This is a genomic window from Nocardioides asiaticus (genome assembly GCF_040049175.1).
Lineage (GTDB): Bacteria > Actinomycetota > Actinomycetes > Propionibacteriales > Nocardioidaceae > Nocardioides > Nocardioides cheoyonin.
In genome coordinates this window covers 749,987-776,937 of record NZ_JBDZDM010000003.1, presented here as the reverse complement: position 1 = coordinate 776,937, position 26,951 = coordinate 749,987, and the positions used below count along the sequence as shown (strand labels likewise).

Sequence of the window (26,951 nt, the reverse complement as noted above, 5' to 3'; positions counted from 1 at the left end):
TCGACCCGGATGAGCCTCCGTGACGGCTGGCGGCTCTCGGTCGGGACGCTCACGGCGCTTCCGGTCGCTCCGCCGGGCCGGGTCGACGGGCGTACGGCCGCCGCCGCGATGCTCCTCGCGCCCGCGGCGGTGCTCCCGCTCGGAGCGGCCGTCGCGGGCGTGGTCGCTGCGTGCCAGGAACTGGGTCTCCCAGCCCTGCTCGGCGGCGTACTCGCCGTCGCCGTCCTCGCCGTCGGTACGAGGGTGATGCACTGGGACGGACTCTCCGACGTGGCGGACGGGCTCACGGCGTCGTACGACGCCGAGCGGTCGCTCGAGGTGATGAAGACCGGCACCTCGGGCCCGGCGGGCACGGTAGCCGTGGTTGTCGTGCTCGCCCTGCAGGCCGCTGCTCTCGGCGGCCTGCCGGGCTCGTGGGGCGGGGCCGTCCTCGCCGGCGTGGCCGTGGTCGTCTCCCGGTGGGCGCCGGCGACGTGCTGCGCCCGCGGCGTACCCGCCGCCCGGCCGGACGGGCTCGGCGCCACGTTCGCCGGCACCCTCCCGGGATCGGCCGTCGTCGCCGGATGGGTCGTTGCGGCCGGCGCGATGGGCGCGGCCTGCTGGTGGGCGGGGCTCGAGTGGTGGCGCGGCGTGGTGGCAGTGGCCGTCGGAGCACTCGTCGTGGCGGCGCTGCTGCGTCGGGTGACAGCCCGGTTCGGCGGCGTCACCGGGGACGTGCTCGGTGCGGCCGTCGAGCTGTCCCTGGCCGCACTCCTGGTGGCGGTCGCGTAGCGCCGGCCGTTCGTCAAGGGATGCAGCCCGGCAGCCACTTCCCCCGCGGAGCTCCACGCGGGAAGTGCGCGTTCGTCTGCATACCTTGATGAGCAGCCGGGTCGGTGTCGCCGCTAGAGGATCAGCACGCGCCCGGCGACGACGAGGTGGACCTCGTCGCAGGCGGCGGCGACCCGCTGGTTGACGTGGCCGAGCAGGTCGCGGAAGAGCCGGCCGGAGCGGTGCTCCGGGATGACGCCGAGGCCGACCTCGTTGGTGACGAGGACGACGTCGTCGCGCTGCTCCAGGGCGGCGACCAGGTCGTCGAGGAGGCCGTCGACGATCCGGGTGACGGCGGCGGAGGGCGCGTCCCACAGCCCGCGCTCGTCGACGACGGCGTTGAGCCAGGTCCCGAGGCAGTCGACGAGCACGGGCTCCGGTCCCCGCAGCGCTGCGGGGAGGTCGCTGGACTCCAGCGTCGACCAGGTCGCCGGACGTCGGGCGCGGTGGGCGGCGATCCGGTCCGCCCAGTCCGGGTCGTCGTCCCGGGACGGCCCGGCGGCGACGTACACCACCTCCGGCCGGCCGGCCAGCAGCTCCTCGGCGTGCCGGGACTTGCCCGACCGTACGCCGCCCGTGACGAGCACGCGCATCAGGCGGTCCCCAGCTTCCAACTGTGGCGCACGTGGCAGTCGTGGTTGGCCCACCACTGCAGGTCCACCCGGTCGACGCGGAACCGGACCGGCAGCATCCCGTCGAGCGCGGCTGCCACTCGTGCGACGTCGACCCCGTCCGATCGGCGGTCGAGGGTGAGATGCGGAACCGGGTCCTCGAAGCGTCCGGCGTACGGCGGGCACCCGGGGAACCGCTCCACGAACGCGGCTGTCAGCGCACGGAGCGGCTCCTCCGGCCGGGGCCGCAGATGGATCAAGCCGTCGGGGAACTCCTCGACGCAGGCCAGGACGGTCTCGAAAGGCTCCGCGTCGCTGAGCACGTCGTGCACGGCCGCCACGTCGCGCTCGGTCGGCTCGGTGAGCCAGGGGCCGAGCAGGGTGATGTGGGCGTGGGCGAAGGCGGGGTCCGCAGAGAGGAACGAGTCGTCGTAGTACGCCGTACGCCCCCTCACGAACTCCTCCAGCTCGAACACCGGGACCGCGAGCACCGAGTGACCCGGCGAACGACCCGGCGAGCGACCCGGCGAGCGGCTGCTGGGGCGTTCGGGCACGGGGACCTCCTCGGACGTTTGCGCCGGTCAGCCTAGGGCAGTCTCCGGACATGAGGAGCACGACCGTCGCCGCCGTCATCCTGTCAGCGCTCCTGGTCGCCGGCTGCGGCGCCAGCGCCTCGATCGGCACGCCGGAGATCAAGAAGGCCGACCTCGAGAAGAAGGTCTCCGACGGCCTCACCAAGTCGGTCGGCCAGCGGCCCGACGACATCAGCTGTCCCGGCGACCTCGACGCGAAGCTCCACGCGAAGACCCGGTGCGTGCTCACCGCCGGCGGCGACAGGATCGGCGTCACGGTGACGGTGGACCGGGTCGACGGCACGAAGTACCACCTCGACATCAGGGTCGACGACAAGCCGATGTCGTAGCCGGGGGCGGACGGCCATGTGAGATTCCCGATAGTCAACAAAGTCGCTCAATTTAAGATCGGTGTGCCAAGGTAAAGCGGCCTTGAGGGGCCCCACCCCCTCGTCCCCCACATCGAGAGGCCTCACCCGTGGTCACCTTCGCCTTCGGTCGCGCCGCCAGGGCGCTGTCCGCCGCCGTCCTGGCGGCCGGGCTCGCCGGCTGCGCCCAGATCGACGCGCCAGCGACCGTCGACGACACCGCGACGCCGGTGCACGGCGGTCATCTGACCTGGGGCGTCACGACCGAGCCCACCTGCTTCGATCCCCGTCGTACGACACAGACCAACGGCTACATGCTCGAGCGGAACTACATCGACTCGCTCGTCTCCAAGGAGCCGGATGGCGGCTTCGGGCCGTGGCTCGCCAAGAGCTGGACCGTCTCCGCGGACGGGACCGTCTACACCTTCCGTCTCCGCGACGACGTCGCCTTCACCGACGGCACGAAGTTCGACGCCGCCGCGGTGAAGGCGAACCTCGACGACGTCGTGGCCCCGAAGAACGCCGAGAACTCCGCCACCTACCTGCAGTCGTACGCCGGCGCGTCGGTCGTCTCCCCCGACACCGTCCGGGTGCGGCTCAAGCATCCCGACTCGTCCTTCCTGGAGTCGCTCTCGAGCGTGCAGTTGGGGATGCTCTCGCCGAAGTCGCTGAAGCTCGGAGACGCGCTCTGCGGCGGCGGCAAGTCCCTCAGCGGCACCGGGCCCTTCGAGTTCGGGTCCTACCAGCGGGGCCAGTCGGTCACGCTCGTCCGCAACCCTGACTACGACTGGGCGCCGACCTGGGCGCAGCACCAGGGACCGGCCTACCTCGACTCGGTCACGATCCGCTTCCTCCCCGAGGACGTGGTCCGCAGCGGCGCGTTGAGCTCCGGCCAGGTCGACGTCATCGAGGGCGTCCAGTCGACCGACGTGAGCGCCTTCAAGGGCCAGCCCGGCTTCCAGTTCCTCGACGGCCCGTCGAGCAACACGGCGTTCACCCTGAACCTGAACTACACCCGCGGCGTCCTCAAGGACATCCGGGTACGTCGCGCCATCCGCGACGGCTTCGACCTCGACACCGCGGTCAAGAGCCTCTACCTCGGCCATTACGACCGCGCCTGGTCCAACATCGGGCCCGACGACGCCGAGTCCGACAAGGAGCTGGTGGGTGCCTGGGGTGACGACGTCGCCAAGGCGAACGCCGAGCTGGACGCGGCCGGCTGGACCGGCCGGGACTCCGACGGCTACCGGACCAAGGACGGCAAGCGGCTGCGGGTCGAGGTCGGCTACCCGGAGGACTACGTCCGCGACCACCGCGACGTGCTCATCCAAGGCATCCAGGCAGAGCTGAAGAAGAACGTCGGCATCGACCTGGACCTGAAGATCATCACGATCGGCGAGTTCACCTCGCAGGAGACCAACGGCACCTGGTCGATCTATCCCAACACGATGAACCCGGGCGACACCGCGCTCATGGAGACACAGCTGATCGGGCCGACCGGGTTCCTCTACCAGGCGATCAAGAAGGGCAACGACCAGACCCTCTACTCCTGGATGGCGCGCTCACTGCAGACGAAGGACCGCGCCGAGCGGGAGCGGCTGGTCGACCAGATCCAGCAGCGCGCCGTCGACCGCGCCTACATCGTGCCGCTCTACGCACCGACGTCGCAGCTGGCCGCGACGACGCTCGTCCACGGCCTCGGGTTCGACCCCAACCTCGACACCCCGGCCTCCGCCTACGACTTCTGGAAGGAGCGGTCATGACCATCGCCGCCATCCAGCAGCACGGCCCGCTGCTCCGGCGCCTCGCCACCCGAGTCGTCGCCGGCATCGCCGTCCTCTGGGCGGCCGCGACGGCCGCCTTCCTCGCCCTGCACGCCATGCCCGGGAACGTCGCCGACATCCTCGCCGGCGACAACACCTACCCCGGCCTGCGCGAGAGCCTCGAGCGGCAGTGGGGCCTCGACAAGCCGATCCTCGTCCAGTACGCCGAGTTCCTCGGCCGGCTCGCCCACGGCGACCTCGGGACGTCGTACACCATGCGGCAGCCGGTCACCTCCGTCATCGGCCCGCAGGTCATGCCGACGGTCGAGCTGGCGGTCGCCGCCGGCGTACTCGCCGTCGTCGCGAGCGTCCTGGCGGCCGTCCTCACCGCCGGCCGGCCCCGGCTGCGGGCGTTCTCCTCCACCGTCGAGCTGGTCGGCAGCTCGGTCCCGGTGTTCTGGGTGGGGATCGTCCTGCTGATGATCTTCTCGTTCAAGCTGAAGCTCTTCCCGGTGGCGGGGGCGGGGAGCGTCGCGGCGCTCGTCCTCCCGGCGATCACCCTCGCCCTGCCGACGGCCGGCGTCCTCAGCCAGGTGCTGCGCGACGCGATGGAGAGGACGCTCGACCAGCCGTTCGTGACGACGGTCCGCGCCCGCGGCGTCAGTGAGGCGACCATGCGGGTCCGGCACGCGCTGAAGCACGCCCTCCTGCCCGTCCTCTCCCTCGCCGGCTGGCTGGTCGGCTCGCTCCTCGGCGGGGCCGTGATCACCGAGTCGGTCTTCAGTCGGCCCGGGCTGGGCTCGGTCACCCTCAACGCCGTGACGACGAAGGACATGCCGGTCGTCCTCGCCGTCGTCCTGATCGCTGCGTTCGTCTACGTCGTCGTGTCCACCCTCGTCGACGTCCTCCACCTGTCCATCGACCCGAGGCTGCGTACCGCATGACCACCTCCACCGTCACCACCGATCCCGACCTCGGGCTGCCCGAACCGCGAGCCGCCGCCGGCACCGGTCGTCGGACGCGCGGGGCCATCCCGCCCGTCGGCGTGATCCTGGCCAGCCTCGTCGTCCTGCTGCTGGTCGCATGGGCGATCGCCCCCGGCGTGTTCGCGCACGGCGACCCTCGGATGGCCGACCTGACCTCCGTGCTGCAGCCTCCGAGCGCTCACCACTGGCTGGGCACCGACCGGCTCGGCCGTGACGTGCTCACCCGCGTCATTCACGGAGCCCGCTACTCACTGCTCATCGCGCTCTGCGCCGTCGTGATCAGCGCAGTCGTCGGAACGCTGCTCGGTGTGCTCGCCGGCACCCTCGGCAAGGTCGTCGACGAGCTCCTCTCCCGGGTCTTCGACCTCGTCTCGGCGTTCCCGGCGGTCCTGCTGGCCCTGCTCGTCGTGGCGCTCGCCGGCTCCGGGACCCTCAACATCTCGATCGCGATCGGCATCGCCGGCGTACCGAAGTTCGCACGGGTCGTCCGGGCCGAGACCCGGCTGGTCCGCAACGCGGACTATGTCCGTCAGGGCGTGCTGTACGGCGCGACCCGTGGCCGGACGTTCGTCCGCCACCTGCTCCCGAACGTGCTGACCTCGATCCCGGTCCTCGCGACCATCGACATCGGCACCACGCTCATGGCGGTCTCGGCGCTGAGCTTCCTCGGGCTCGGCCCCCAGCCCCCGCTGCCCGAGTGGGGCCTGATGCTCTCCGAGGCCCGCGACGGGCTCCGGATCGCGTGGTGGCCCGGCGTGTTCCCCGGCCTCGCGATCGCGGTCACGGTCATCGCGTTCACCGTCGTCGGCAGGTACTGGCAGCGTCGCTTCGAAGGGCGGTTCGCATGAGCACCACGGTCATTCCGATCCAGCCGGGCACCGAGGTCGCGGAGCCGCTGGTGGAGGTCGCCGACCTCAGCATCGGTTTTCACGGCGCCACGGCGGTCGCGGGAGTCTCCTTCGAGGTGCGGGCCGGTGAGTGCGTCGCGCTCGTCGGAGAGTCCGGGTCCGGCAAGAGCATCACCGCCCGCAGCCTGGTCGGGCTCTCCGGCCCCGGCGCCGAGATCCGCGCCGCGACGCTGCGGGTCGACGGCCGCGACGCGCTCGGGTTCCGCGAGCGCGACTGGCGTGGCGTACGCGGCCGGTTCGCCGGGCTCGTGATGCAGGACGCGCTCGTGTCGCTGGACCCGCTCCAGACCGTCGGCAGCGCCGTCGAGCAGGTGCTGCGCCGGCACGCCGTCGTACCCAGGGCGGAGGTAGCGCAGCGGGCCCTCGACGTGCTCGCCTCGGTCGGGATGCCCGACCCGGGCCTCCGCGCTGGCCAGTACGCCCATGAGCTCTCCGGCGGGCTCCGGCAGCGTGCCCTGATCGCGACGGCGATCGCGGCCGACCCCGCCCTGATCATCGCCGACGAGCCGACCACCGCGCTCGACGTGACCGTCCAGAAGGTCATCCTCGACCTGCTGGCCGAGCAGGTGGCGGCCGGGACCGGGATGCTTCTCATCAGCCACGACCTCGCGGTCGTCAGCCAGATCGCCCACCGCATCGTCGTGCTCCGCGACGGCGAGGTGGTCGAGACCGGCACGACCGCGGAGATCCTCGGACGACCGCAGGCTGCCTACACGCGTCGACTCCTCGCGGCGATCCCGTCGGCCGGATCCCGCGGGCGTCGGCTCTCCGAGGTCGGCGTCGACGACAGCACGGACGACGGCGGCACCGGTCCGGTCGCTCAGGTCACGGACCGACCGGTGGCGAGCGCCGCCGGCGTGGATGTCGAGCGGCCTGTCGTCGAGGCGTCCGGCCTTCGCAAGACGTACCGACTGGGGTCGCGGCGCTCCGGCTCCGTGACGACAGCCCTCGACGACGTCTCGTTCAGCGTCGGGCGTGGCGAGGTGCTCGGCATCGTGGGTGAGTCCGGCTCGGGCAAGAGCACGTGCGCCGGCGTACTCCTCGGGCTGACCAGGCCGGAGGCCGGCGAGGTCCTCCTCGACGGCAGCCCGTGGGCGACCGCGACGGAGAGGGAACGTCGGCCCCTTCGGCACGAGCTGCAGCTCGTGCCCCAGGATCCGCTGAGCTCCTTCGACCCCCGCTACACCGTCCGGAAGGTGATCGGTGAGAACCTCCGCCCGCTGCGGCTCGGCAAGACCGCGGTCGCCGACCGCAGTGTCGACCTGCTGCGCCAGGTGGGACTCGACGAGCGGTTCCTCGACCGCCACCCGCGGACGCTGTCGGGCGGCCAGCGCCAGCGGGTCGCGATCGCCCGCGCCCTCGCGCCGAACCCGCGGGTGCTGGTCTGCGACGAGGCCGTCTCGGCGCTGGACGTCAACGTCCAGGCGCAGGTCCTCGATCTGCTGGGCGACCTGCGTGAGGCCCACGGCACCGCGCTGGTGTTCATCTCCCACGACCTCGGCGTGGTGCACCACGTCGCCGACCGCGTGCTGGTCTTCCACCGCGGCTCGGTGGTCGAGCAGGGCGACGTCGACGACGTCTTCCTGAACCCCCAGCACGACTACACGCGGCGGCTCGTCGCCGCCGTACCGACCATGCCGACCCAGGAATCGACCCAGGAATCGACCCGGAGGAGCCACCCATGACCAGCCCCGACCGGCAGCTGCACCTCGGCGTCAACATCTACGCCGACGGCATCCACGCGGCCGCGTGGCGGACGCTCGAGGACCCGCTAGCGCACCTCACCCTGAAGCACTACGCGGAGGTCGCGCGCGAGGCCGAGCGCGGGACGTTCGACGTCGTGTTCATGGCCGACGTCCCGGCCTGGGGCGAGGACCAGACGGGCCGCGCCAATCCGAGCCTCGAGCCGACCGTCGTGCTCGGTGGCCTCGCCGCCGTGACCGAGCGGGTCGGGCTCGTCGGGACCCTCTCGACGACGTTCAACGATCCCTACAACCTCGCTCGGCGGTTCTCGACGCTGGACCACGTCAGTGGCGGTCGGGCGGCGTGGAACGCCGTGACGACCTACGCGCCGGCCGCCGCGGCCAACTTCGGTCTGCCGGAGCTGCCGGAGCACGACGACCGGTACGCCCGCGCGGACGAGTTCATCGAGGTCGCGACGAAGCTCTGGGATGCCTGGGAGGACGACGCCTACGTCGCCGAGCTCGGCGAGAAGCTGGTCGAGTCCGGCCGCATCCACCCGATCGACCACCGCGGCGAGCACTTCACCGTGCGCGGCCCGCTCCCGCTCGGACGGAGCCCCCAGGGACGGCCGGTGCTCGTCCAGGCGGGCGGCTCCGAGCAGGGCAAGGACCTCGCCGCCCGCTGGGCTGAGCTCGTCTTCGCCGCGCAGACCACCCTCCCGGAGGCCCAGCGGTTCTATGCCGAGATGAAGCGCAGGACGGCGGCGTACGGCAGGGACCCGCAGACGATCAACATCATGCCGGGCCTGTGCACCGTCATCGGGTCCACGGAGGAAGAGGCGAGGGCACGCAAGACCGAGCTCGACGAGATCGCCGGCACCGAGTGGGCGGTCGCCAGGATGCTGACCCAGCTCGGCGTCGGTCCCGACGAGATCGACCTCGACGAACGGCTTCCCGAGTCGCTGCTGGTGAGCCTCGAGAAGGGCGGAGGTTCGCGGGGCTTCGTCGAGGCGATCACCAGCCTCGCCCGCGAGGGCCACACAGCCCGCGAGATCGCCCTGCTCGGTGCCGGCATGCACCGCTGGGCGATCGGTACGCCGGAGCAGATCGCCGACACCATCGAGCACTGGTTCCGCGAGGGCGCCGCCGACGGCTTCAACCTGATGCCCGACGTGCTGCCGGCCGGGTTGACGACGTTCGTCGACGAGGTCGTCCCGCTGTTGCGACAGCGTGGCCTCTTCCGGCACGAGTACGCCGGCCAGACGCTCCGCGACCACCTCGGCCTTCCCCGACCCGCCAGCCGCTACGCGACCCGGGACGTCGTCGGCGCCCTCTGACCCTGCCCCGACGCGCCCCCACCAGCATCCACGAGGAGCACCACACATGACCACGCAGACCGCGACCCCGACGTACGACTACGAGGCGGTCGCCGAGCCGTTCCGGCCGGTGTTCCGACGCATCGCCGAGAGCTCTGCCGCCCGGGACCAGGATCGCCGGCTCCCGTACGACGAGATCGCCGAGCTCAAGCGGCTCGGCATCGGCCGGCTCCGCCTCCCCGAGGAGTACGGCGGCGTCGGGCTCACCCTCACCGACCTGTTCCGGCTGCTGCTCGAGCTCGGCGAGGCCGACTCGAACTGCCCGCAGATCCTGCGCGCCCACTACCTGTTCGTCGAGCAGCAGATGCTCCAGCCGCCGAGCGAGACCCGCGACCGGTGGCTGCGGCTCGTCGGCGAGGGCGCGATCTTCGGCAATGCGACGAGCGAGCGGAGCAACCTGCAGGGCAGATCGGACACCACGCTGACCGAGAAGGACGGCCGCCTCGTCCTCAACGGCACGAAGTACTACACCACCGGCAGCCTCTTCTCGGACTGGATCAACGTCCAGGCGACCTACGAGGACAAGCCGTACCAGGCCCGCGTCCCCGTCACCGCCGCCGGTGTCGACCAGCGCGACGACTGGGACGGTTTCGGGCAGCGCACCACCGGCAGCGGCACCATCGTCTTCACCGATGCCGACGTCGACCGTGACGGGATCGAACCCGCGCCGGAGGGACGGGTGATCCACTCCCCCATCGCCCAGCTCGTGATCCTCACGGCGATGGTGGGAGCGGGCCGGGGCGCGGCGGCCGACGTCGTCGACTACGTCCGGAAGCGGAAGCGCTCCTTCAGCCACGCCAACACCGCCCTCCCGAAGGACGACCCCCAGGTCAAGGCGCTCGTCGGTGACGCGCTGAGCACCCTCTTCGCGGCGGAGTCGGCCCTCTTCGCGGCGGTCGGGTCGCTCCAGAGGGCGCTCCCGGCCATCGCGGCGCAGGACGTCTCGGCCGACGCCCTCCTCGAGCAGGCGGAGCTCGACATGAGCCGCGCCCACGTCGTCATCGTCGACGGCGTGCTCACCGCGATCACGAGGCTCTTCGACGTCGGCGGTGCGTCGATCGTCTCCGACGGCCTCGACCTCGACCGGCACTGGCGCAACGCGCGGACGCTGTCGGTGCACAATCCCGTCATCTACAAGTCCCGCGCCGTCGGCGACCACGCGATCAACGGCGAGGGACTGATCTTCCGCTGGAAGCCGGGCACGCGGCTGGAGTGAGGCACGTCTAGGGTGACGGGCGTGCCCGACCACACCGTCCCCGCCGACCTGCTGAAGCACGCGCTCGACGCGAAGGGGTTCATGCCCCCCGAGGAGGGCGAGCTGCTCTTCAGGTACGCCGTCGGACGGCTGCCGCACGGCCCGGTGCTCGAGGTGGGGACCTACTGCGGCAAGTCGGCGGTCTACCTCGGCGCCGCGGCGCGGGCCGTCGGCGGCGAGGCCACCGTGTTCACGGTCGACCACCACCACGGCTCGGAGGAGAACCAGGCCGGCTGGGAGCACCACGACGAGACGCTGGTCGACCCGGCGACGGGCCGGATGGACACGCTGCCGTTCTTCCGGCGGACGATCGAGGCGGCCGGCCTCGAGGACGTCGTCGTCGCGGTCGTCGGCCGCAGCACGACGGTGAGCCGGCACTGGCGCACGCCCCTGTCGCTGCTGTTCGTCGACGGCGGCCACGGCGTCGATCCTGCGAGGGACGACTTCCGCGGCTGGGCGCCGTGGGTGATGCGGGACGGGCTGCTCGTGATCCACGACGTCTTCCCGGACCCGGCCGAGGGCGGGCGACCGCCGTACGACGAGATCTACCTGCCCGCCCTCGCCTCGGGGGCCTTCGAGGAGGTCGAGGCGCTCGGGTCGATGCGGGTCCTGCGTCGGGCCGCGGGGTCGGCGGGCGACCCGGTGACCGGGTCAGCGCGCGACGGGGTCGCCTGACGGGCAGCCGCACTCGAGCGCGAGCTCGTCGAAGGGCGGGGCGAGCGAGGTGCCGCGCATGATGCCCGAGCCGGGCGTGGCGGCGCCGTACCTCTCCCCCAGCGCGTCGACGGCGAGGATCACCGCTGCCGCGGTCCAGGTGGTGTGCTCCTCGGGCCAGAACGCGTTCGGGTTGTCGTTCGGGTAGGCCGGGTCGTCGTACACCCACCCGGTCCAGTAGCCGCCGTCCTCGTGGCGCAGGTGCTGGACCTGCGCCAGCAGCCGGAGGGCGCGCCCGTGGTCACCCAGCGCGTCGAGCGCCATCGCCAGCTCGCACGTCTCGGCGGCGGTGACCCACGGGTTGGTGTCGACGCAGCGCGCCCCGAGCCCCGGCACGACGAAGTCGTCCCAGCGGGACGCGACGAGCGCGCGACCGGGCTCACCGCGGACGGCGCCGCCGAGGACCGGGTAGTACCAGTCCATGGAGTACGTCGACTTGTCGGCGAACAGGTCGCGGTGCTGCCGCAGGGCATGGCCGAGCCGGCCCCCGGCCAGCTCCCACTCCGGCTGCGGGTGGTCGAGCAGGTCGGCGAGCGCCACCCCGGCACGCAGCGACTGGTAGATCGAGGAGCCGCCGGCGAGCAGGCACAGGTCGTCGACGGGGGTCCAGGCGATCCCGCCGAACTCCCGCTGCAGGCCGACCACCCAGTCCAGGCCCGACAGGACGCTCGGCCACAGCCGCTCGACGAAGGAGCGGTCGCGGCGGACGAGCCAGTGGTGCCAGAGCCCGACGGCGAGATAGGCCGACATGTTCGTCTCCCCGCGGTCGTCCTCGACCGACTCCGACACGATCCGCATCGGCCAGGACCCGTCGGCGCGCTGGTGGGTCGGCACCCACAGCAGCGCCGCCTCGGCCTCCTCGACGTGCCCGCCGACGAGCAGCCCCATCGCCGCCTCGACGTGGTTCCAGACGTCGGCATGCTGGCCGGTCACCCACGGGATCGCCCCGGACGGCTCCTGCTGGCGGGCGATCGAGGCGGCCGTGGCGCGGACCTGGTCGGGAGTCAGCACCCCGTCGACGTACGGGACGGTCACGCCGGCTTCCGGAAGTACAGCACCAGCGACTTCCCGATGACCGGGTCGAGCACCTTGCCGGCCCAGCGCAGCACGCGCGGCTGCTTGACGATCTCCCAGACGAGGAGCCGGTGGTAGGCCCGCGGGAGCGGGTGCCGGTCGTTGTCGACGCCGACGGCGCACTTGAGCCACCAGTACGGCGAGTGCAGGCCGTGGACGTGGTCCCTGCCGACGAGGAGGAGCCCGCGCTTGGTGACCTTGTCGGCGAGCTCCTCCTCGGTGTAGATCCGGATGTGGCCGCCCTCGACGTTGTGGTAGTCGGCGGAGAGCTTCCAGTTGACGATCTCCGGGAACCACCGCGGGACGGTCACGGCCAGGGTGCCGCCCGGTCGCAGCACTCGCGAGAGCTCCTCGATGGCCTGGATGTCGGCGGGGATGTGCTCGAGCACCTCGGCGGCGACGATCCGGTCGAACTCGCCGTCGGCGAACGGCAGCGCGAGCGCGTCGCCCTCCTTGGTCTCGGCGCTGGCGCCCTCCGGGACCTCGCCGGACTCCTTCATCGCCCAGAACCACTCGTTGACTCCTGCGAGCTCGTCGGCGTCCTGGTCGAAGGCGACCACGTCGGCGCCGCGGCGGTACATCTCGAAGGCGTGCCGACCGCCGCCGCAGCCCATGTCGAGCACCCGCTCCCCGGGCTGCAGCCCGAGCCGGTCGAAGTCAACGGTCAGCATCGCTCTCCTTCTTGAAGTCCCGGATGATCTCCTCGTACGCCGCCACGACCTGCTCGGCGACGGCGTGCCAGCTGAACAGCTCCTCGACCCGGGCGCGGCCGGCGGCGCCGTACGCCGCCCGGCGGGCCGGGTCGTCGAGCAGTGCCTCCAGTGCCTGCTCGAGCTCGCCGACGTCGCCGGGGGTGACGAGGTCGGCGCAGAGACCGTCGGGACCGACGACCTCGGGGATCGCGCCCGCGCGCGAGACCACCAGCGGCGTGCCGCACGCCATCAGCTCGGCGGTGGGCAGCGAGAAGCCCTCGTAGAGCGAGGGGACGCAGGCGATCTCGGCCGAGCCCATCAGCGCGACGAGGTCGTCGTCGGAGATCCCGTGGACGAACCGCACGGAGTCCCGGATGGCGAGCCGGTCGACGAGCCGCTCGGTCGGACCGCCGGGCTTCGGTCGGCTCACGAGCACGAGCTCGACGTCGCGCTCGGTGCGCAGCTTGGCGAACGCCTCGAGCAGCGTGGCGACGCCCTTGAGCGGCGCGTCGGCACTCGCCATCGCGAGGATCCGACCGGGGACGCGTGGCGCGGTGGGCGGCACGAACCGGTCGGGCACGCCGAGCAGGATGGCGCGCACACGGTCCGGGTGGACGCCGAACTCGGTGATGATGTCGCGGCGCGACGTCTCGGACACGGTGATGACCCGGCGCAGCCGGCGGGCGACCCGGGCCTGCATCCGCACGAAGGAGTACCACCGCCAGACGCCGAACCTCTTCCGCAGGCCGGGCGCGGTCCGCAGCTCGATCCGGCGGTCGAAGGAGATCGGGTGGTGGATGGTCGTGATCAGCGGCAGCCCGAGCTCCTCGACGCCCAGCAGCGGCGTGGCGAGGGTCTGGTTGTCGTGGACGACGTCGAAGTCCCCCGCCCGCTCGGCGAGCAGCCTCATCACCCGCCTGGCGAAGGTGAGCGGCTCGGGGAAGGCGCCGGTGCGCATCCGCAGCCACTCCTCCACGTCGACCAGGTCGCGTAGCTCCGAGGGCCGTGGGTTGCGAAAGGGGTTCGGCTCGGCGTACAGGTCGAGGCTCGGCACCTTCGTCAGGCGTACGCCGTCGTCGAGCTCCGGGTACGGCTGCCCGGAGAACACCTCGACGGTGTGGCCCAGTCCCACCAGCTCGCGGCTGAGGTGGCGGACATAGACGCCCTGGCCGCCCACATGGGGCTTGCTGCGATACGACAGCAGCGCGATCCGCATCCGACGCCCTCTCTCTCGCGGGGTGACCCGCGAGTAACCTTAGGGCATCGGTCTCAGGTTCCCTCGCTGGAGTGCCCGGGGAAGATGTGCGCGCCGGGGTGGACGACGGGGACGAGGTTGTTGACGGCGGTCGCCGCCTCGCCGAAGCCGACGGCGATGAGCTTGACCTTGCCGGGGTACTCCGTGACGTCGCCTGCCGCGAACACCCGCGGCAGGCTGGTCGCCATCGTCTGGTCGACGACGATGTGGCGCTTCTGGGTCTCGATCCCCCACTGCTGGATCGGGCCGAGGTCGGCGATGAAGCCGAGCGCCGCCACGAGCTGCTGGGCCTTGACCGTCTCGGTCGTCCCCTCGTGGGCGACGTCGACCTCCTCGAGCCACGGGTCGCCGCGCAGGTCGGTGACCTCGGCGTCGGTGATGATCCGGGCCGAGGAGTCCCGGAGCCGCTCGACGCTCTTCTCGTGGGCGCGGAACTGCGCGCGCCGGTGCACGAGCGTCACCGACCGCGCGACCGGCTCGAGGTGGATCGCCCAGTCCAGCGCCGAGTCCCCGCCGCCGACCACGACGACGTCCTTGCCGGCGTACGGCGCGAAGCTCGGCACGAAGAAGTCCAGCCCCCTGCCCTCCCAGCCGTCGCCCGCCGGGAGCGGGCGAGGCGAGAACGTGCCGATCCCTGCCGTGATCAGGACCGCGAGCGCGCGCACGCGGGAGCCGTCGTCGAGGCTGAGCTCCACGCCGTCGTCGGTCGAAGCGAGGCCGACCGCCGTACGCCCGAGGAGGTACGCCGGCTCGGCGGTCGCCGCCTGCTCGACCAGCCCCTCGACCAGGTCGCGACCCTTGACGCTCGGGAAGCCGGCGACGTCGAGGATCTGCTTCTCGGGATACATCGCGGTCACCTGGCCGCCCAGCTCGGGCAGCGAGTCGACCACGGCGACCGAGAGCCCGCGGAAGCCCGCGTAGTAGGTCGCGAACAGCCCGGTCGGCCCGGCGCCGATGACGACCAGGTCGACGCTCGTGTCGCCGGCGGCGCCGGTGGCCGGGCCGGTGGCGACGGGATCCGTGGCGTCGGTGCTCACGTCCTCGATCCTGCCGTGATGCAGCCGTGTCCGCCAGTGAGAGCGGCTGCTGCGCACCCTAATGTGGGGCCGTGGAGCCCTTCTGGGAGTCGTTCCGGCTCGACCCGCGTCTGCCCCGGAACGCGTCGATGCGTGCGTCGGACGCCGACCGCGAGATCGTGCGCGGCCTGCTCGGCGAGGCGTACGCGGACGGGCGGCTCTCCCGGGAGGAGTACGACGAGCGCACGGCCGCACTGCTCGGGAGCCGCACGCTCGGCGAGCTGCCCGGACTGGTCTCCGACCTCGTCGCCGCCGACCCGGTCCCCGCCGTGCCGCCCCGGACCGAGCTGCGCGAGCGCGGGGTCGCGAAGTACCGCACCGAGGTCGCCGAGGCCTTCGGCGGCTTCGCGTTCGTCAGCCTCGTCTGCATCGTCATCTGGCTCGTCACCGGGGGCGTCCACCACTTCTTCTGGCCGGTGTTCCCGGTCGTCGTCACCGGGGGGAACCTGGTCAAGACCGCCGTCAACCGGGAGGCGATCATCGAGCGCGAGGTGCGCAGGCTCGAGAAGAAGGCGGCCCGCGAGCTCGAGCCGGGCCGGCACGACGGCGCCTCGCCCGACGACGGCGACGGCTCGCCCGACGACGAGCGGGACGAGCGGTGAGCCCCCGGCGAGACTCCGCGGCCGCTGTCCACGCCGTACTCGCGCACCCCAACGCCGTGCTGCTCGCCACCCAGCTCGTCGTGCTGGTCGGCTACCCGTTCCTCGACGGCTCGACCGCCGGCCGCGCGGTCATCGGCGTGATCCAGCTGTTCGCCGTGTTCAGCGCGCTCCGGGTGGTCCGGCGTACGCCGGTGGTGACGTGGTTCGCCGTGCTCTTCGGTGTGCCCGCGATGGTCTTCGCGGTGTGGGAGTCTGTGTCGCCGCACGTCGACTGGGTGGTGCTGGCGTCGGCGTGCCTGCACGTCCCCTTCTACCTGTTCGTCTCGTACGGCCTGATCCGGTACCTCTTCCACGACGACGAGGTCACCCGCGACGAGCTGTTCGCCACCGGCGCGGCGTTCACGGTGGTGGCGTGGGCGTTCGCGTACGTGTACGCCGCCGTCCAGGTGCTGTGGGCCGGCTCGTTCGGGTCCGAGCGACCGTGGTACGACCTGCTCTATCTCTCCTTCACCACGCTCACGAGCGTCGGGCTCGGCGACTTCGGGCCGGTGCAGGAGCACGCCCGCTCGTTCGTCGTGCTGGAGGAGGTCGCCGGGGTCTTCTACGTGGCGCTCGTGGTCTCCCGGCTGGTCGGGCTCGCGATCACCCGCCGGCGCCGATAGCGTCCGCCCAGCCCTCGGGGCGCAGCCGCTTGGGGAGCTTCTCGACCACCAGCCGGTAGGACTCGTCGATGGCCTCGAGCACCTCGTCCTCGGGGATCGCGCCGTCGTGGCGGAGGCTGTTCCATCCCGACCGGCCGATGTAGGCCATCACCGACGCGTCGTCCGGGTAGCGCAGCAGCCACTCGTCGGCGACCTCCCGGCTCGCGCCGCACTTGACGCCGACCGTCTCGGTGCCGAGGAACGCGAAGATCTTGCCCCGCTCCCCCGGCGCGACCTTCACCAGCGGGTGGTCCTCGTGGAACGGGTTGTCGAGCCATGCGCCCGGCTTCCCGAGGCAGTACGCCGTGAGCGCCTCCACGTCCATGGTCCGCACTCTAGCCACCCGCCGTCGTCGCCTAGGCTGAGCGATCGATGAGGACCCGTACCCGCCTCCAGGCAGCCGTGCTGGTCCTCGTGGTCACCGTCGTCGTGAGCGTGCTGCTCGGGCTCCTGCACGTGCCCTCGCCGGTGCTCTTCGGTGCCCTCGGCGGCGGCATGGCGCAGGCGCTGACCTCGCCGGTCCGGCTCGAGCTCCCGCATCCGGTCGCGCGCCTCGGGCAGGGGCTGGTCGGGGTCACGATCGGCACGATGATCAGCTTCTCCGCGCTCGCCTCGATGGGCTCGGACTCCCCCACGATCATCGCGGTCACCCTCGGGACCGTGGTCGTGAGCCTGGTCGCCGGCCGTCTGCTCGCGCTCCGGGAGGACGTCAGCCAGATGACCGGGGCGTTCGCGATGATCGTCGGCGGGGCCTCGGGAGTCGTCGCCGTGGCCCGCGACCTCGGCGCCGACGACCGCGTGGTCACGGTGGTGCAGTACCTCCGGGTCTTCGTCGTCCTGCTCATCATGCCCGTCGTGACAGCGGTGGTCTTCCGGCCCGAGCGGGGGCAGGGCTCGCTGTCGACCCGGGACACGGCGCTGCTGCCCTCGCTCGCGTACGTCGTGGTCTCGCTCGGGGTCGGCCTGCTCGTCGCTGCCGTGGTGCCGGTGGCGACCGCGTCGCTGCTCGGGCCGCTGCTCGTCGCCGCCGTGGTCGCCTCCGCCGGCTGGCTCGGTCCCGTCGGCGTGCCCGCCCCGCTCCAGTGGCTCGCGTACGGCCTCATCGGCGTCCAGGTCGGGCTGCGGTTCACCCGGGAGAGCCTGGCGGCGATCGCCCGGATGCTGCCGGCGGTGCTCGGCATCATGGTCGCGATGGTGGCGGCGACCGCCGCGATGGGAGCCGTCCTCGCCGTCGTGACGCCGGTCGACGGGCTGACGGCGTACCTCGCCACCACGCCGGGCGGCCTCTTCGCCGTCCTCGCGACGGCGGCCGACAGCGGCAGCGACGTGACCTACGTGATGGCCGTCCAGCTTGTGAGGCTGCTCGTCATCCTGCTGTGCACGCCGTTGCTTGCCCGGTGGCTCAGGCGGCGCGCGTGATCTCCACGACCGTCGAGCCCGCGTCGATCCGGGCCCGCCCCGCGGAGCGGCGTACGCGCCGGCGATAGCGCCAGATCTGGATCGCGCCGAGGCCCCAGAAGAGGTACTGCACGGTGAGCGCCCAGTGGAACGCGGAGGGCGGGTAGTCGACGCCGCCGCCCGGCGTACGCCAGTCGAGCAGCCAGCCGACGGCCAGGACGACCAGGAGCGCGGCCACGAAGCCGCCCTGGTTGATGATGCCGCTCGCGCTCGCGAGCCGGGTCGCCGGATTGCTGGTGCGTCCGACGTCGAAGGCGATCATCGAGGCCGGACCGCCGACGCCGGCCACGAACGCGAGCACCGCCAGCAGCCACACCGGCGCCTGTCCGGGCCACGCGAGGGTGACCGTCCAGACCACCACGATCGCGCCCACGACGGCCAGCGCGGTGGTCGACCGGTGCCAGGGATGCCGCCCGGCGGCCCAGCCCATCGCCGGCCCGCCGACGATGTTGGCGACGACGATCAGGCTCAGCAGGGTGCCGGCGGTCGTGGGGCTGACGCCCTCGCCCTTGACGAAGAACGGGTAGCCCCACAGCAGCGCCAGCATGGTTGCGCTGAACGGCGTGGTGAAGTGGACCCAGAAGCCGAGTCGCGTGCCGGGTTGCGCCCACGACGCCCGCAGGCTCGCCAGGAGTGCCTGGCCGTTGAGCGGCGTGCCCCTGACGTGGCGCTGCTCCGGGTGGTCGTGCAGCACGAGGCGGAGCACGACGAGGAGGACCGGCCCGAGGACGGCGGCCGAGAGGTAGGCGGTCGTCCAGCCGAGGTGGCCGAGCGCCCAGGTCATCGGCACCGCGGCGCCGAGCGCGCCGAGCTGGCCGATGTTGCCGGTGAGCTGGCTGACCAGCGGCACGCGACGACCCGGGAACCAGCTGCTGACGAGGCGCAGCACGCAGATGAACGTCATCGCGTCGCCCATCCCGACGAAGACCCGCGCGACCAGGGCGGCGGGGTACGACGACGCCAGCGCGAACCCGGCCTGCGACAGGCTGAGCAGCACCGTTCCGCAGGTGAGGACGGTCCGCGAGCCGAACCGGTCGACCAGCAGGCCGACGGGGATCTGCATGCCGGCGTAGACCAGCAGCTGGAGCATCGCGAACGTGGCCAGCTGGCTGGCGCTGATGTCGAAGCGCTCGCTCGCGGCGAGCCCGGCGACCGCGAGGCTGCTGCGGTGGAACACCGCCAGCACGTAGACCGCCAGTCCCACCCCCCACACGAGCCAGGCACGGCCGGAGGGGGCGGGGGCGGGTCGGTTCACGAGCCGATTTTACGGCTTCGGAGGGGGTGCCCGGCCTGGCTGTCCACGGGCAGGGCGGACGGCGTCCCGAGCGGCGTCCTGGCCGGGAGCCAGTCGTCCACGAGGGCCGGGTCCGGCCGCATCCGGCGGCCCAGGGCGCGTACGACGAGCACGGCGACGGCCGCGACACACAGGTCGGCCACCACGATGACCCCCGCGCCGGCCACGGAGTGGACCGGGCCGTCGACGGTCCGCTCGGTGTCGAAGTGGCAGAGCAGCCCCAGTCCGAGGAGCGCGATGGTCGCGGGCAGCGCGATCCGCAGGTCGGTGAGCGCGACGCCGCGGACGGTCACCGGCCCGTGGTCGAGGCGCCGGAGCCGGGCGAGGACGAGGCGTCCGAGGGTGAGCAGGGCGAGCGACGTCGCGGGGCACAGCAGCGGGAGAAGAGGTACGGCGTACCGCGCGTGGATCCAGCCGCCGCCCGCGATGAAGCCGGCGACGCTGACTAGGACGATCGCGCTGTGGACGCCCACCAGCACCCAGGCCGCTCGGCTCCGCAGCCGCTCCGGATCGGAACCGGCCCCGGCGGGGACGCCGAGGTCACGCCGGCGGGCGAGCACGACCAGCCCGACGGCGGTGAGCCCCATGAGCAGAGCCCCGAGGACGCCCCAGTGGTTGGGGATGTCGTCGTCGGTCCACAGCGAGCCGATCTGGAGGCGGTAGAAGCTCGGGTCGGTCAGGACGTGGAGGGTCGAGCCGTTGGGGGTGCGCTGGAACTTCGCGAACAGTGCGTCGGAGGCGGTCAGGTCGCCGTACAGCCGCAGGTTGCGGACGTAGAACCAGCCGATCGCCACGGCCGCCGCGACCCCCGGACCGGCACCGAGGACGAGCCCGCGGAGCAGCCCGCGGCGGCTCCGGTCGCGGAGGTACGCCGCGACGAGGACCGCCGCGCAGGTGACGGCGACCGCGACGAGGCCGGTCGACCGCAGCGCCGCCGCGGCGACGCCGGACGCGACAGCGGTGACGAGCCAGGGCCGGGAGATGCCGCCGCGCACCATCCGGAGCCCGGCGAGCAGCGTCAGGAACGCGGCCGCGTTGGCGAGGCCGTCGTTGTAGATCGCGCCGCCCAGGAACGTCATCGAGCCGGCGGAGAGGGCCACCGCCGAGGACACGACGGCCACGGCGGGACGTCTGGGCAGCAGCTCCCGGGCGAGCAGACCCACCAGGAGGACCGTGGCGGCGAAGCCGAACCCGTTGAGCGCGCGCATCCCGAGCAGGGTCGCGCCCGGATGGCCGATCGCGTCGCCGAGGTAGACGAGCGGCACCGAGAGCGCGTAGTAGAGCGGCGGGTGGTTGGCCGTCCAGATGTCGCGGTGGGCCAGGTCCTTGCCGAACATGCTGTCGCTCAGGCCCGGGTAGCGACCGGGGTCGTACGGGATCCGCGAGTCGATCGTCGGCAGGTGACCCTCGGCGAGGACGATCGCGTAGCCCGCGTGGGCCCGCTCGTCGGCCTGCCGCAGCGGCGCCATCGCCACCGCCACCTGGAGGCTCATCACGAAGCCGAGCGCCGCGAGCAGCAGACACGGGACGAGTGCCGAGCGCACGTACGCCCCCCGACCGTCGACCACACCACGACACTAGGAGCGGTCCGGACCGCGACCGTGGGTCCGGGGGCGAAGAGTCGCTGAACGGTCGGTGACTACTTCGTCGGGCGCTTTGTCGCCTACTTCGTCGCTTCCAACATCTGCCGGAGCTCCCTCTTGAGGTCGGAGATCTCGTCGCGCAGCCGGGCGGCGACCTCGAACTGGAGCTCGGCTGCGGCGCCCTTCATCTGCTCGGTGAGGTCCTGGATCAGCTGGGCGAGGTCGGCGCTCGGCAGGCCGACGAGACCGTGGTCGCGGGCCTCCTTGGCCGCGTCTCCGAGCACCGGCGTCGGCTGCTTGCCCTTCACCTTCCCGGCGCGGCCCTTCGCCTCGGTCCCGGCCCAGGTCTCCAGCAGCGCCTGGGTGCTCTCGTCCTCGCGGGCGAGCATCTCGGTGATGTCGGCGATCTTCTTCCGCAGCGGCTGCGGGTCGATGCCGTTGGCCTCGTTGTAGGCGATCTGGATCGCTCGGCGGCGGTTGGTCTCCTCGATCGCCGCCTCCATCGAGGGGGTGATCTTGTCGGCGTACATGTGGACCTGGCCGGACACGTTGCGGGCTGCGCGGCCGATCGTCTGGATCAGCGACTTGTCGGAGCGCAGGAAGCCCTCCTTGTCGGCGTCGAGGATGCTCACCAGCGACACCTCGGGCAGGTCGAGGCCCTCGCGCAGCAGGTTGATGCCGACGAGGACGTCGAACTCGCCGAGGCGCAGGTCGCGCAGCAGCTCGACCCGCTTGAGCGTGTCGATCTCGGAGTGGAGGTAGCGCGTGCGGATGCCGGCGTCGAGGAGGTAGTCGGTGAGGTCCTCCGACATCTTCTTCGTCAGGGTGGTGACGAGGACGCGCTCGTTCTTCTCCACGCGCTGGTTGATCTCGTGGATGAGGTCGTCGATCTGGCCCTTGGTCGGCTTGATGACGACCTGCGGGTCGACCAGCCCGGTCGGGCGGATGATCTGCTCGACGACGTCCGGCCTGCCGTCGGGGCCGGTGACCTTGTCGAGCTCGTAGTCGCCGGGGGTCGCCGAGAGGTAGATGGTCTGGCCGATCCGGTCGAGGAACTCCTCCCACCGCAGCGGCCGGTTGTCCATGGCGCTCGGCAGCCGGAAGCCGTGCTCGACCAGGTTGCGCTTGCGGGACATGTCGCCTTCGTACATCCCGCCGATCTGCGGCACGGCGACGTGGGACTCGTCGATGACGAGGACGAAGTCCTCCGGGAAGTAGTCGAGCAGGCAGTTCGGCGCCGAGCCGCGGCTGCGGCCGTCGATGTGCATCGAGTAGTTCTCGATCCCGGAGCAGCTGCCGACCTGGCGCATCATCTCGATGTCGTACGTCGTCCGCATCCGCAGCCGCTGTGCCTCGAGCAGCTTGCCCTGCCTCTCGAACGCCGCGAGCTGCTCGTCGAGCTCGGCCTCGATGCCGGCGATCGCCCGCTCCATCCGCTCCGGGCCGGCGACGTAGTGGGTCGCCGGGAAGACGTAGAGCTCCTCGTCCTCGGTGAGGACCTCGCCGGTGACCGCATGGAGGGTCATCAGCCGCTCGATCTCATCGCCGAAGAACTCGACCCGGACGGCGTGCTCCTCGTACATCGGGAAGATCTCGAGGGTGTCCCCGCGGACGCGGAACGTGCCGCGGGTGAAGGACATGTCGTTGCGGGTGTACTGGATCTCGACGAGGCGGCGCAGCACGGAGTCGCGGTCGTGCTCCTCCCCCACCTTGAGACGGAGCATGCGGTCGACGTACTCCTGCGGGGTGCCCAGGCCGTAGATGCAGGACACGGTCGCCACCACGATGACATCGCGCCTGGTGAGCAGGGAGTTGGTCGCGCTGTGCCGGAGCCGCTCGACCTCGTCGTTGATCGAGGAGTCCTTCTCGATGTAGGTGTCCGTCTGCGGGACGTAGGCCTCGGGCTGGTAGTAGTCGTAGTAGGAGACGAAGTACTCCACCGCGTTGTCGGGGAAGAGCTGCCGCAGCTCGTTGGCGAACTGCGCGGCGAGCGTCTTGTTGGGCTGCATCACCAGGATCGGCCGCTGGACCTGCTCGGCGACCCACGCCACCGTCGCGGTCTTGCCGGTGCCGGTCGCGCCGAGGAGGACCACGTCCTTCTCCCCGGCCTCGATCCGCTTGGAGATCTCGGCGATGGCGGTGGGCTGGTCGCCCGAGGGCTGGAAGTCGGAGACGACCTGGAACGGCGCCACGCGGCGCTCGAGATCGGTCACTGGTCGCATGCGACGAGCCTACGTCGGGCCACCGACAGTTCATCCCGGCGTCGCCGAGCCGGTGCCACCGGCCCGGTAGAAACGCCTGCGTGCAGACCGAGACCGACCTCGGCCCCGACGCCGCGGTGGCGACTGCCGGCGACGCCGTACGCCGGCGGCCCGGTGTCCCGACGGTGCTGCTCGGGGCGGTGCTGGCGGGGTCGCTCGCGCTCCGTCTGGTCGGGATCCGGCACGGGCTGCCGTTCGCCTACAACCCCGACGAGGAGCTGCACTTCGTCCCGCAGGCAGCGGCGGCCGCCGACGGCCGGCTCGACCCGCACTACTTCGACAACCCGGCCGGCCTGACCTACCTCCTCGCGGCGGTGTTCCGGCTGGTCTTCCTCGGCCGGGACGTCACCGCGCTGCTCGACGACCACCCGGCCCTCGTCCTCACCGTCGCGCGCGTCGTCGTCGCCCTCCTCGGGACGCTCCTCGTGCTGCTCGTGCACCACGCCGCGCGCCGGTACGCCGGCCGGGTGGCAGCCCTGGTGTCGGCCGCCCTCGTCGGGACCCCGTTCCTCCCGGTCTTCTACAGCCACCAGGCGCTCAACGACGTGCCGACGATGCTCGCCGTCACGGCCGCGCTCACCGGGGCGCTCGCCGTACTGGAGCGCGGCGACCTGCGGTCGTACGTCCTCGCCGGCGCCGCCGTCGGGGTGGCCGCGGCGTTCAAGTACCAGGCGGGCGCGTGGGCCGTCGCGGTCGCGCTCGCGGCGCTGCTGAGGGTGCTCCGGGGGCGGGACCGGGCGGCCCGGGTGCTGGGTCTCCTGGTGGTCGCCGGGGTGACGTCCGCCGTGGCGCTCCTCGCCCTCAACCCCTACCTGCTGCTCGACGCGGGCACCGCACTCCGTGCCATCACGCACCAGTCGGACCTGGCGGACACGGGGAAGCTCGGTCAGACCGGCACGGGCTGGACCTACTACCCGCGGTCGCTGCTGTGGGGGCTCGGCGTCGTGCCGACGGCGCTCGCGGTCGTGGGGGCCGCTGCGGGCCTCCGGCGCGACCGCGCCCGCACGCTCCTGCTGGTGGTCGTCCCGGTGCTGCTCTACCTCTACCTCGGCGGCCAGGGCAGGTTCTTCGCGCGCTGGCTGCTGCCGGCGTACCCCGCCCTCGCGATCCTGGCCGGGCTCGGCGTCGTACGCACCGCCGGGTTCGTACGACGGCGCCTGCCGGCCCGGTCGCCGACGGCGCTCCGCGCGCTCGTCCTCCCGGTGCTCGCGGTCCTGGCGCTGGCCCAGCCGCTGGCCGACTCGGTGCGCAGCGACCGCGTCCTCGCCCGCGAGGACACCCGAAGCCAGGCCCTCGCCTGGCTGCGCGACCACGTCCGCGGCGACCGCCGGGTCGTCGTCGAGCCGGCAGTGCCGGCCGACTACCTGGAGGGCACCGGCCTCACGGCGCTGCCGGTCGAGCGGCCCTACCAGGACTACGAGACGCGGCTGCGCCCGGAGGCGGTCGACGGCTACCGCCGCGACGGCTACTGCTGGGTGATGGTCAACAGCCTGCAGCGCGACCGCGGCCTGGTCGCCGGGCTGCCCGGCGCCCGCGCCTACTACGCGCGGCTGGAGCGCGAGACGGTGCAGCGGGTGGTCTTCTCGCCGTACCGGCCCGGCGCCTCGGCTCCGCGGTTCTCCTACGACTGGAGCTTCGACTGGTACCCGCCGGCGTACGACCGGCCGGGCCCGTACGTCGAGCTCGTCCGCCTCCGCGGGTGCCCGTCCCGGTGAGCGGACGAGCCACTACATTGGCCCTGTGACGAAGGGCTCCCTGCTGAGACTGCTCCGACGTGCCCTGGCGGTCTTCTTCGGGGTGCCGGTCCTCGTCGCCGTCGGGCTGAGCCTGGTGGACTCCTACCGCCGCCGCGGGAAGAAGTCGCAGCCGTTCCCGGTCACCCCGCCGCGCAGCGTCCCGGTCGGAGGCGGGTCCCTGACGACGTACACCTTCGGCGACGACCTCTTCCAGGACATGCTCAAGGCGATCGAGGGCGCGCGCCGGCAGATCCTCTTCGAGACCTACATCTGGAAGGGCGACGAGGTCGGCCAGCGGTTCAAGCAGGCGCTCTCCGACGCGGTGGCCCGCGGCGTCGAGGTCTACTGCATCTACGACAGCTTCGCCAACCTGGTCGTGCCGCCGAGGTTCAAGCGGTTCCCGGCCGGGATGAAGGTACTGCGCTACCCGGTCTATCCCGCCGGCTGGCGGTTCTTCGACCTCTCCCGCTACGGCCGGGACCACCGCAAGATCCTCGTCGTCGACGAGGAGGTCGGGTTCGTCGGCGGCTACAACATCGGCAGTGCGTACGCCGACGAGTGGCGCGACACGCACGTCCGCATCACCGGTCCCGGGGTGTGGGACCTCCGCCGCGCGTTCGCCGACTTCTGGAACCTGAACCGGCGCCGCCGGCTCGGCACCTCCCAGCGGCCGCTGCTCATCGAGACCTCGTCGGTGTGGGAGCCGAAGGTGCGGTTCCACCGCAACGTGCCGCGGCTGTGGATGTTCCCGATCCGGTCGATGTACATCGAGGCCATCAACCGGGCCGCCAGGAACATCTGGCTCACCCAGGCCTACTTCCTGCCCGACCAGGACTTCGTCGACGCGCTCAAGGACGCAGCCCGGCGCGGCGTCGACGTACGCCTGCTGCTGCCGCTCAAGTCCAACCACATCGTCGCCGACTGGATCTCGCGGGGCTACTTCGCCCAGCTGCTCGACGCCGGCGTACGCATCCTGCGCTACCGCGACGCGATGGTCCACGCCAAGACCGCCACCGTCGACGGCACCTGGAGCACCGTCGGCACCGCGAACATCGACCGGCTCAGCCTCACCGGCAACTACGAGATCAACCTCGAGGTCATCGACGAGGCGGTCGCGGAGCAGATGGAGGAGATCTTCCAGCGCGACGAGACCAACTGCCTCGAGCTCACCCGGGCCGAGTGGGACGCCCGCGACGTGCACCGCAAGTTCACCGAGATGGTCCTCACCCCGCTGCGGCCGCTGCTGTAGGACTACGCCGGCAGGTGGGTGCGCGGCGCCATCCGCGGCCCGCGGCGGGGCCGGGTGCCGCGCAGCGCGTAGACGAGCGCGACGACCCGCTGGCGGTGCGGGCGGAACGGCTCGAGGTACTCCCGCAGCCGGTCGTCGTCCCACCCCTCGCCGGTGAGGCCCCAGCCGACGTCCTTGGCGACGTGGTAATCGCCGAAGGACACCGCGTCCGGGTCGCCGAGGGCACGCTGCCTGACCTCGGCTGCGGTCCACTCCCCCACGCCGGCGATGGTGGTGAGCCGGCGCTCGACCTCGTCGCCGGGAAGGCCGGCGCATCGCTCGAGGCTCCCGGCGACCCGGGCGGCGAGGACGACCGGCTTGGAGCGGGCCGGGTCGACGTGCATGCGGATCCAGTCCCAGCTCGGGATGCGGCGCAGCGTCTCCGCCGTCGGCTGCACCCACAGCCGCAGGTCGGCAGCGGGCCCGGGTGCACGCTCGCCGAAGCGGTGGACGAGGCGGCGGAAGCCGAGCCATGCCTCCTGGCCGGTCACGCGCTGCTCCAGGACGGCGGGCACCAGCGCCTCCATGACCAGTCCGGTGCGGCCGAACCGGGGCACGCCGAAGCGGCCCACGGCCGCCGCGAGGACCGGGTCTGCCGGAGCGAAGCCCGCCTCGTCGTCGTACGCGCCGAGAAGGGCGGGCACGTGCTCGAGCGCCCAGTCGGCACCCGGACCCCACGCCTCGGCCTCGATGCCCGCGGCGGTCTGCGCGAGGGCGAGGGTCACCGGCCCGTCGGGCGTGCGTACGCCGCGCCAGTGCCGTCCGCCGGCGAGGCGGTACGTCGGGTCGCCGCTGCCCCGGCGCAGGGGGTGGAGCATGCCGCCGAGGTGGACGGCGTACGCCGGCTGCCAGAGTCGGGTGCGGCCGGTCATGGGCCGACCGTAAC

At 72.2% G+C, this 26,951-nt stretch carries 25 protein-coding genes; 14 read left to right on the top strand and 11 right to left on the bottom strand.

Annotation, left to right across the window (positions count from 1 at the left end; translation table 11 throughout):
* The first annotated feature begins 9 nt into the window (after nt 1-9).
* A complete protein-coding gene (locus ABLE53_RS14280; RefSeq protein ID WP_348859632.1) occupies nt 10-771 on the top strand; it encodes an adenosylcobinamide-GDP ribazoletransferase in 762 nt (253 codons plus the stop codon).
* A gap of 113 nt (nt 772-884) precedes the next feature.
* Here the strand turns inward: ABLE53_RS14280 and ABLE53_RS14275 are convergent, their stop codons facing one another.
* Entirely contained in the window at nt 885-1,403 is a 519-nt protein-coding gene (locus ABLE53_RS14275; RefSeq protein ID WP_348859631.1) for a bifunctional adenosylcobinamide kinase/adenosylcobinamide-phosphate guanylyltransferase, read from the bottom strand.
* The gene (locus ABLE53_RS14270) at nt 1,403-1,975 is read right to left on the bottom strand and encodes a 2'-5' RNA ligase family protein (RefSeq protein WP_348859630.1); all 573 of its coding nucleotides are present in this window, start codon (nt 1,973-1,975) and stop codon (nt 1,403-1,405) included. The genes ABLE53_RS14275 and ABLE53_RS14270 overlap by 1 nt, the downstream gene beginning before the upstream one ends.
* A 50-nt stretch (nt 1,976-2,025) precedes the next feature.
* Between ABLE53_RS14270 and ABLE53_RS14265 the strand changes: the two genes are divergently transcribed.
* The 8 genes from ABLE53_RS14265 (at nt 2,026) to ABLE53_RS14230 (ending at nt 11,006) form a co-directional block, all read left to right on the top strand.
* Nucleotides 2,026-2,343: a DUF4333 domain-containing protein gene (locus ABLE53_RS14265; RefSeq protein WP_348859629.1), complete on the top strand. Its 318-nt coding sequence runs from the start codon at nt 2,026-2,028 to the stop codon at nt 2,341-2,343.
* Nucleotides 2,344-2,471: 128 nt separating this feature from the next.
* Nucleotides 2,472-4,124 (top strand): ABC transporter substrate-binding protein, encoded by a 1,653-nt coding sequence (locus ABLE53_RS14260; protein ID WP_348859628.1) that lies wholly within the window; start codon nt 2,472-2,474, stop codon nt 4,122-4,124.
* On the top strand, nt 4,121-5,068 hold the full coding sequence (locus ABLE53_RS14255; RefSeq protein ID WP_348859626.1) for an ABC transporter permease: 948 nt from the start codon (nt 4,121-4,123) through the stop codon (nt 5,066-5,068). The genes ABLE53_RS14260 and ABLE53_RS14255 overlap by 4 nt, the downstream gene beginning before the upstream one ends.
* The gene (locus ABLE53_RS14250; protein WP_348859625.1) at nt 5,065-5,958 is read left to right on the top strand and encodes an ABC transporter permease; all 894 of its coding nucleotides are present in this window, start codon (nt 5,065-5,067) and stop codon (nt 5,956-5,958) included. The genes ABLE53_RS14255 and ABLE53_RS14250 overlap by 4 nt, the downstream gene beginning before the upstream one ends.
* Nucleotides 5,955-7,703, top strand: a complete 1,749-nt coding sequence (locus tag ABLE53_RS14245) for a dipeptide ABC transporter ATP-binding protein (protein WP_348859624.1) — start codon at nt 5,955-5,957, stop codon at nt 7,701-7,703. The genes ABLE53_RS14250 and ABLE53_RS14245 overlap by 4 nt, the downstream gene beginning before the upstream one ends.
* Nucleotides 7,700-9,037, top strand: a complete 1,338-nt coding sequence (locus ABLE53_RS14240) for an LLM class flavin-dependent oxidoreductase (RefSeq protein ID WP_348859623.1) — start codon at nt 7,700-7,702, stop codon at nt 9,035-9,037. The genes ABLE53_RS14245 and ABLE53_RS14240 overlap by 4 nt, the downstream gene beginning before the upstream one ends.
* 46 nt (nt 9,038-9,083) lie before the next feature.
* On the top strand, nt 9,084-10,292 hold the full coding sequence (locus tag ABLE53_RS14235; protein ID WP_348859622.1) for an acyl-CoA dehydrogenase family protein: 1,209 nt from the start codon (nt 9,084-9,086) through the stop codon (nt 10,290-10,292).
* Nucleotides 10,293-10,313: 21 nt separating this feature from the next.
* Nucleotides 10,314-11,006, top strand: a complete 693-nt coding sequence (locus ABLE53_RS14230) for a class I SAM-dependent methyltransferase (protein WP_348859621.1) — start codon at nt 10,314-10,316, stop codon at nt 11,004-11,006.
* Here the strand turns inward: ABLE53_RS14230 and ABLE53_RS14225 are convergent.
* From ABLE53_RS14225 to ABLE53_RS14210, 4 genes are read right to left on the bottom strand one after another with little or no spacing between them, the layout of a single operon-like run.
* Entirely contained in the window at nt 10,983-12,080 is a 1,098-nt protein-coding gene (locus ABLE53_RS14225; protein ID WP_348859619.1) for a prenyltransferase, read from the bottom strand. The genes ABLE53_RS14230 and ABLE53_RS14225 overlap by 24 nt on opposite strands.
* Nucleotides 12,077-12,790: a class I SAM-dependent methyltransferase gene (locus tag ABLE53_RS14220; protein ID WP_348859618.1), complete on the bottom strand. Its 714-nt coding sequence runs from the start codon at nt 12,788-12,790 to the stop codon at nt 12,077-12,079. The genes ABLE53_RS14225 and ABLE53_RS14220 overlap by 4 nt, the downstream gene beginning before the upstream one ends.
* Nucleotides 12,777-14,027 carry a glycosyltransferase family 4 protein gene (locus ABLE53_RS14215; RefSeq protein WP_348859617.1) on the bottom strand — a complete coding sequence of 417 codons (1,251 nt, stop codon included), beginning with the start codon at nt 14,025-14,027 and terminating at the stop codon, nt 12,777-12,779. Before ABLE53_RS14215 ends, ABLE53_RS14220 begins: the two co-directional genes overlap by 14 nt.
* Before the next feature lie 53 nt (nt 14,028-14,080).
* The gene (locus ABLE53_RS14210; RefSeq protein WP_348859616.1) at nt 14,081-15,103 is read right to left on the bottom strand and encodes an NAD(P)/FAD-dependent oxidoreductase; all 1,023 of its coding nucleotides are present in this window, start codon (nt 15,101-15,103) and stop codon (nt 14,081-14,083) included.
* A gap of 71 nt (nt 15,104-15,174) precedes the next feature.
* On the opposite strand from ABLE53_RS14210, the gene ABLE53_RS14205 reads away from it, so the two are divergent.
* Both ABLE53_RS14205 and ABLE53_RS14200 read left to right on the top strand, forming a co-directional pair.
* Entirely contained in the window at nt 15,175-15,744 is a 570-nt protein-coding gene (locus tag ABLE53_RS14205; protein ID WP_348859615.1) for a DUF1707 SHOCT-like domain-containing protein, read from the top strand.
* Nucleotides 15,741-16,406, top strand: coding sequence for an ion channel (locus ABLE53_RS14200; protein ID WP_348859614.1), 666 nt, complete (start codon nt 15,741-15,743; stop codon nt 16,404-16,406). Before ABLE53_RS14205 ends, ABLE53_RS14200 begins: the two co-directional genes overlap by 4 nt.
* Here the strand turns inward: ABLE53_RS14200 and ABLE53_RS14195 are convergent.
* Complete coding sequence (locus tag ABLE53_RS14195) at nt 16,387-16,770, bottom strand: MmcQ/YjbR family DNA-binding protein (RefSeq protein ID WP_348859613.1); 384 nt, start codon at nt 16,768-16,770, stop codon at nt 16,387-16,389. The two genes, ABLE53_RS14200 and ABLE53_RS14195, sit on opposite strands and share 20 nt — an antisense overlap.
* Nucleotides 16,771-16,817: 47 nt before the next feature.
* On the opposite strand from ABLE53_RS14195, the gene ABLE53_RS14190 reads away from it, so the two are divergent.
* Nucleotides 16,818-17,864, top strand: coding sequence for an AbrB family transcriptional regulator (locus ABLE53_RS14190; RefSeq protein WP_348859612.1), 1,047 nt, complete (start codon nt 16,818-16,820; stop codon nt 17,862-17,864).
* On the opposite strand, the gene ABLE53_RS14185 is transcribed toward ABLE53_RS14190, so the two are convergent.
* The 3 genes from ABLE53_RS14185 to uvrB all read right to left on the bottom strand — a co-directional run bounded on the left by ABLE53_RS14185 (nt 17,848) and on the right by uvrB (nt 23,002).
* Nucleotides 17,848-19,158, bottom strand: coding sequence for an MFS transporter (locus tag ABLE53_RS14185; protein WP_348859611.1), 1,311 nt, complete (start codon nt 19,156-19,158; stop codon nt 17,848-17,850). The genes ABLE53_RS14190 and ABLE53_RS14185 overlap by 17 nt on opposite strands.
* The gene (locus ABLE53_RS14180; RefSeq protein ID WP_348859610.1) at nt 19,155-20,765 is read right to left on the bottom strand and encodes a DUF2142 domain-containing protein; all 1,611 of its coding nucleotides are present in this window, start codon (nt 20,763-20,765) and stop codon (nt 19,155-19,157) included. Before ABLE53_RS14180 ends, ABLE53_RS14185 begins: the two co-directional genes overlap by 4 nt.
* Before the next feature lie 95 nt (nt 20,766-20,860).
* On the bottom strand, nt 20,861-23,002 hold the full coding sequence (uvrB, locus tag ABLE53_RS14175; RefSeq protein WP_348859609.1) for an excinuclease ABC subunit UvrB: 2,142 nt from the start codon (nt 23,000-23,002) through the stop codon (nt 20,861-20,863).
* Between the two features lie 80 nt (nt 23,003-23,082).
* On the opposite strand from uvrB, the gene ABLE53_RS14170 reads away from it, so the two are divergent.
* Together ABLE53_RS14170 and ABLE53_RS14165 are read left to right on the top strand one after the other, a co-directional pair.
* On the top strand, nt 23,083-24,756 hold the full coding sequence (locus tag ABLE53_RS14170; protein WP_348859608.1) for a glycosyltransferase family 39 protein: 1,674 nt from the start codon (nt 23,083-23,085) through the stop codon (nt 24,754-24,756).
* Nucleotides 24,757-24,781: 25 nt separating this feature from the next.
* Nucleotides 24,782-26,026 (top strand): phospholipase D-like domain-containing protein, encoded by a 1,245-nt coding sequence (locus ABLE53_RS14165; RefSeq protein ID WP_348859607.1) that lies wholly within the window; start codon nt 24,782-24,784, stop codon nt 26,024-26,026.
* Between the two features lie 2 nt (nt 26,027-26,028).
* Here the strand turns inward: ABLE53_RS14165 and ABLE53_RS14160 are convergent, their stop codons facing one another.
* Complete coding sequence (locus tag ABLE53_RS14160) at nt 26,029-26,937, bottom strand: DNA-3-methyladenine glycosylase family protein (RefSeq protein WP_348859606.1); 909 nt, start codon at nt 26,935-26,937, stop codon at nt 26,029-26,031.
* Nucleotides 26,938-26,951: the final 14 nt, after the last annotated feature.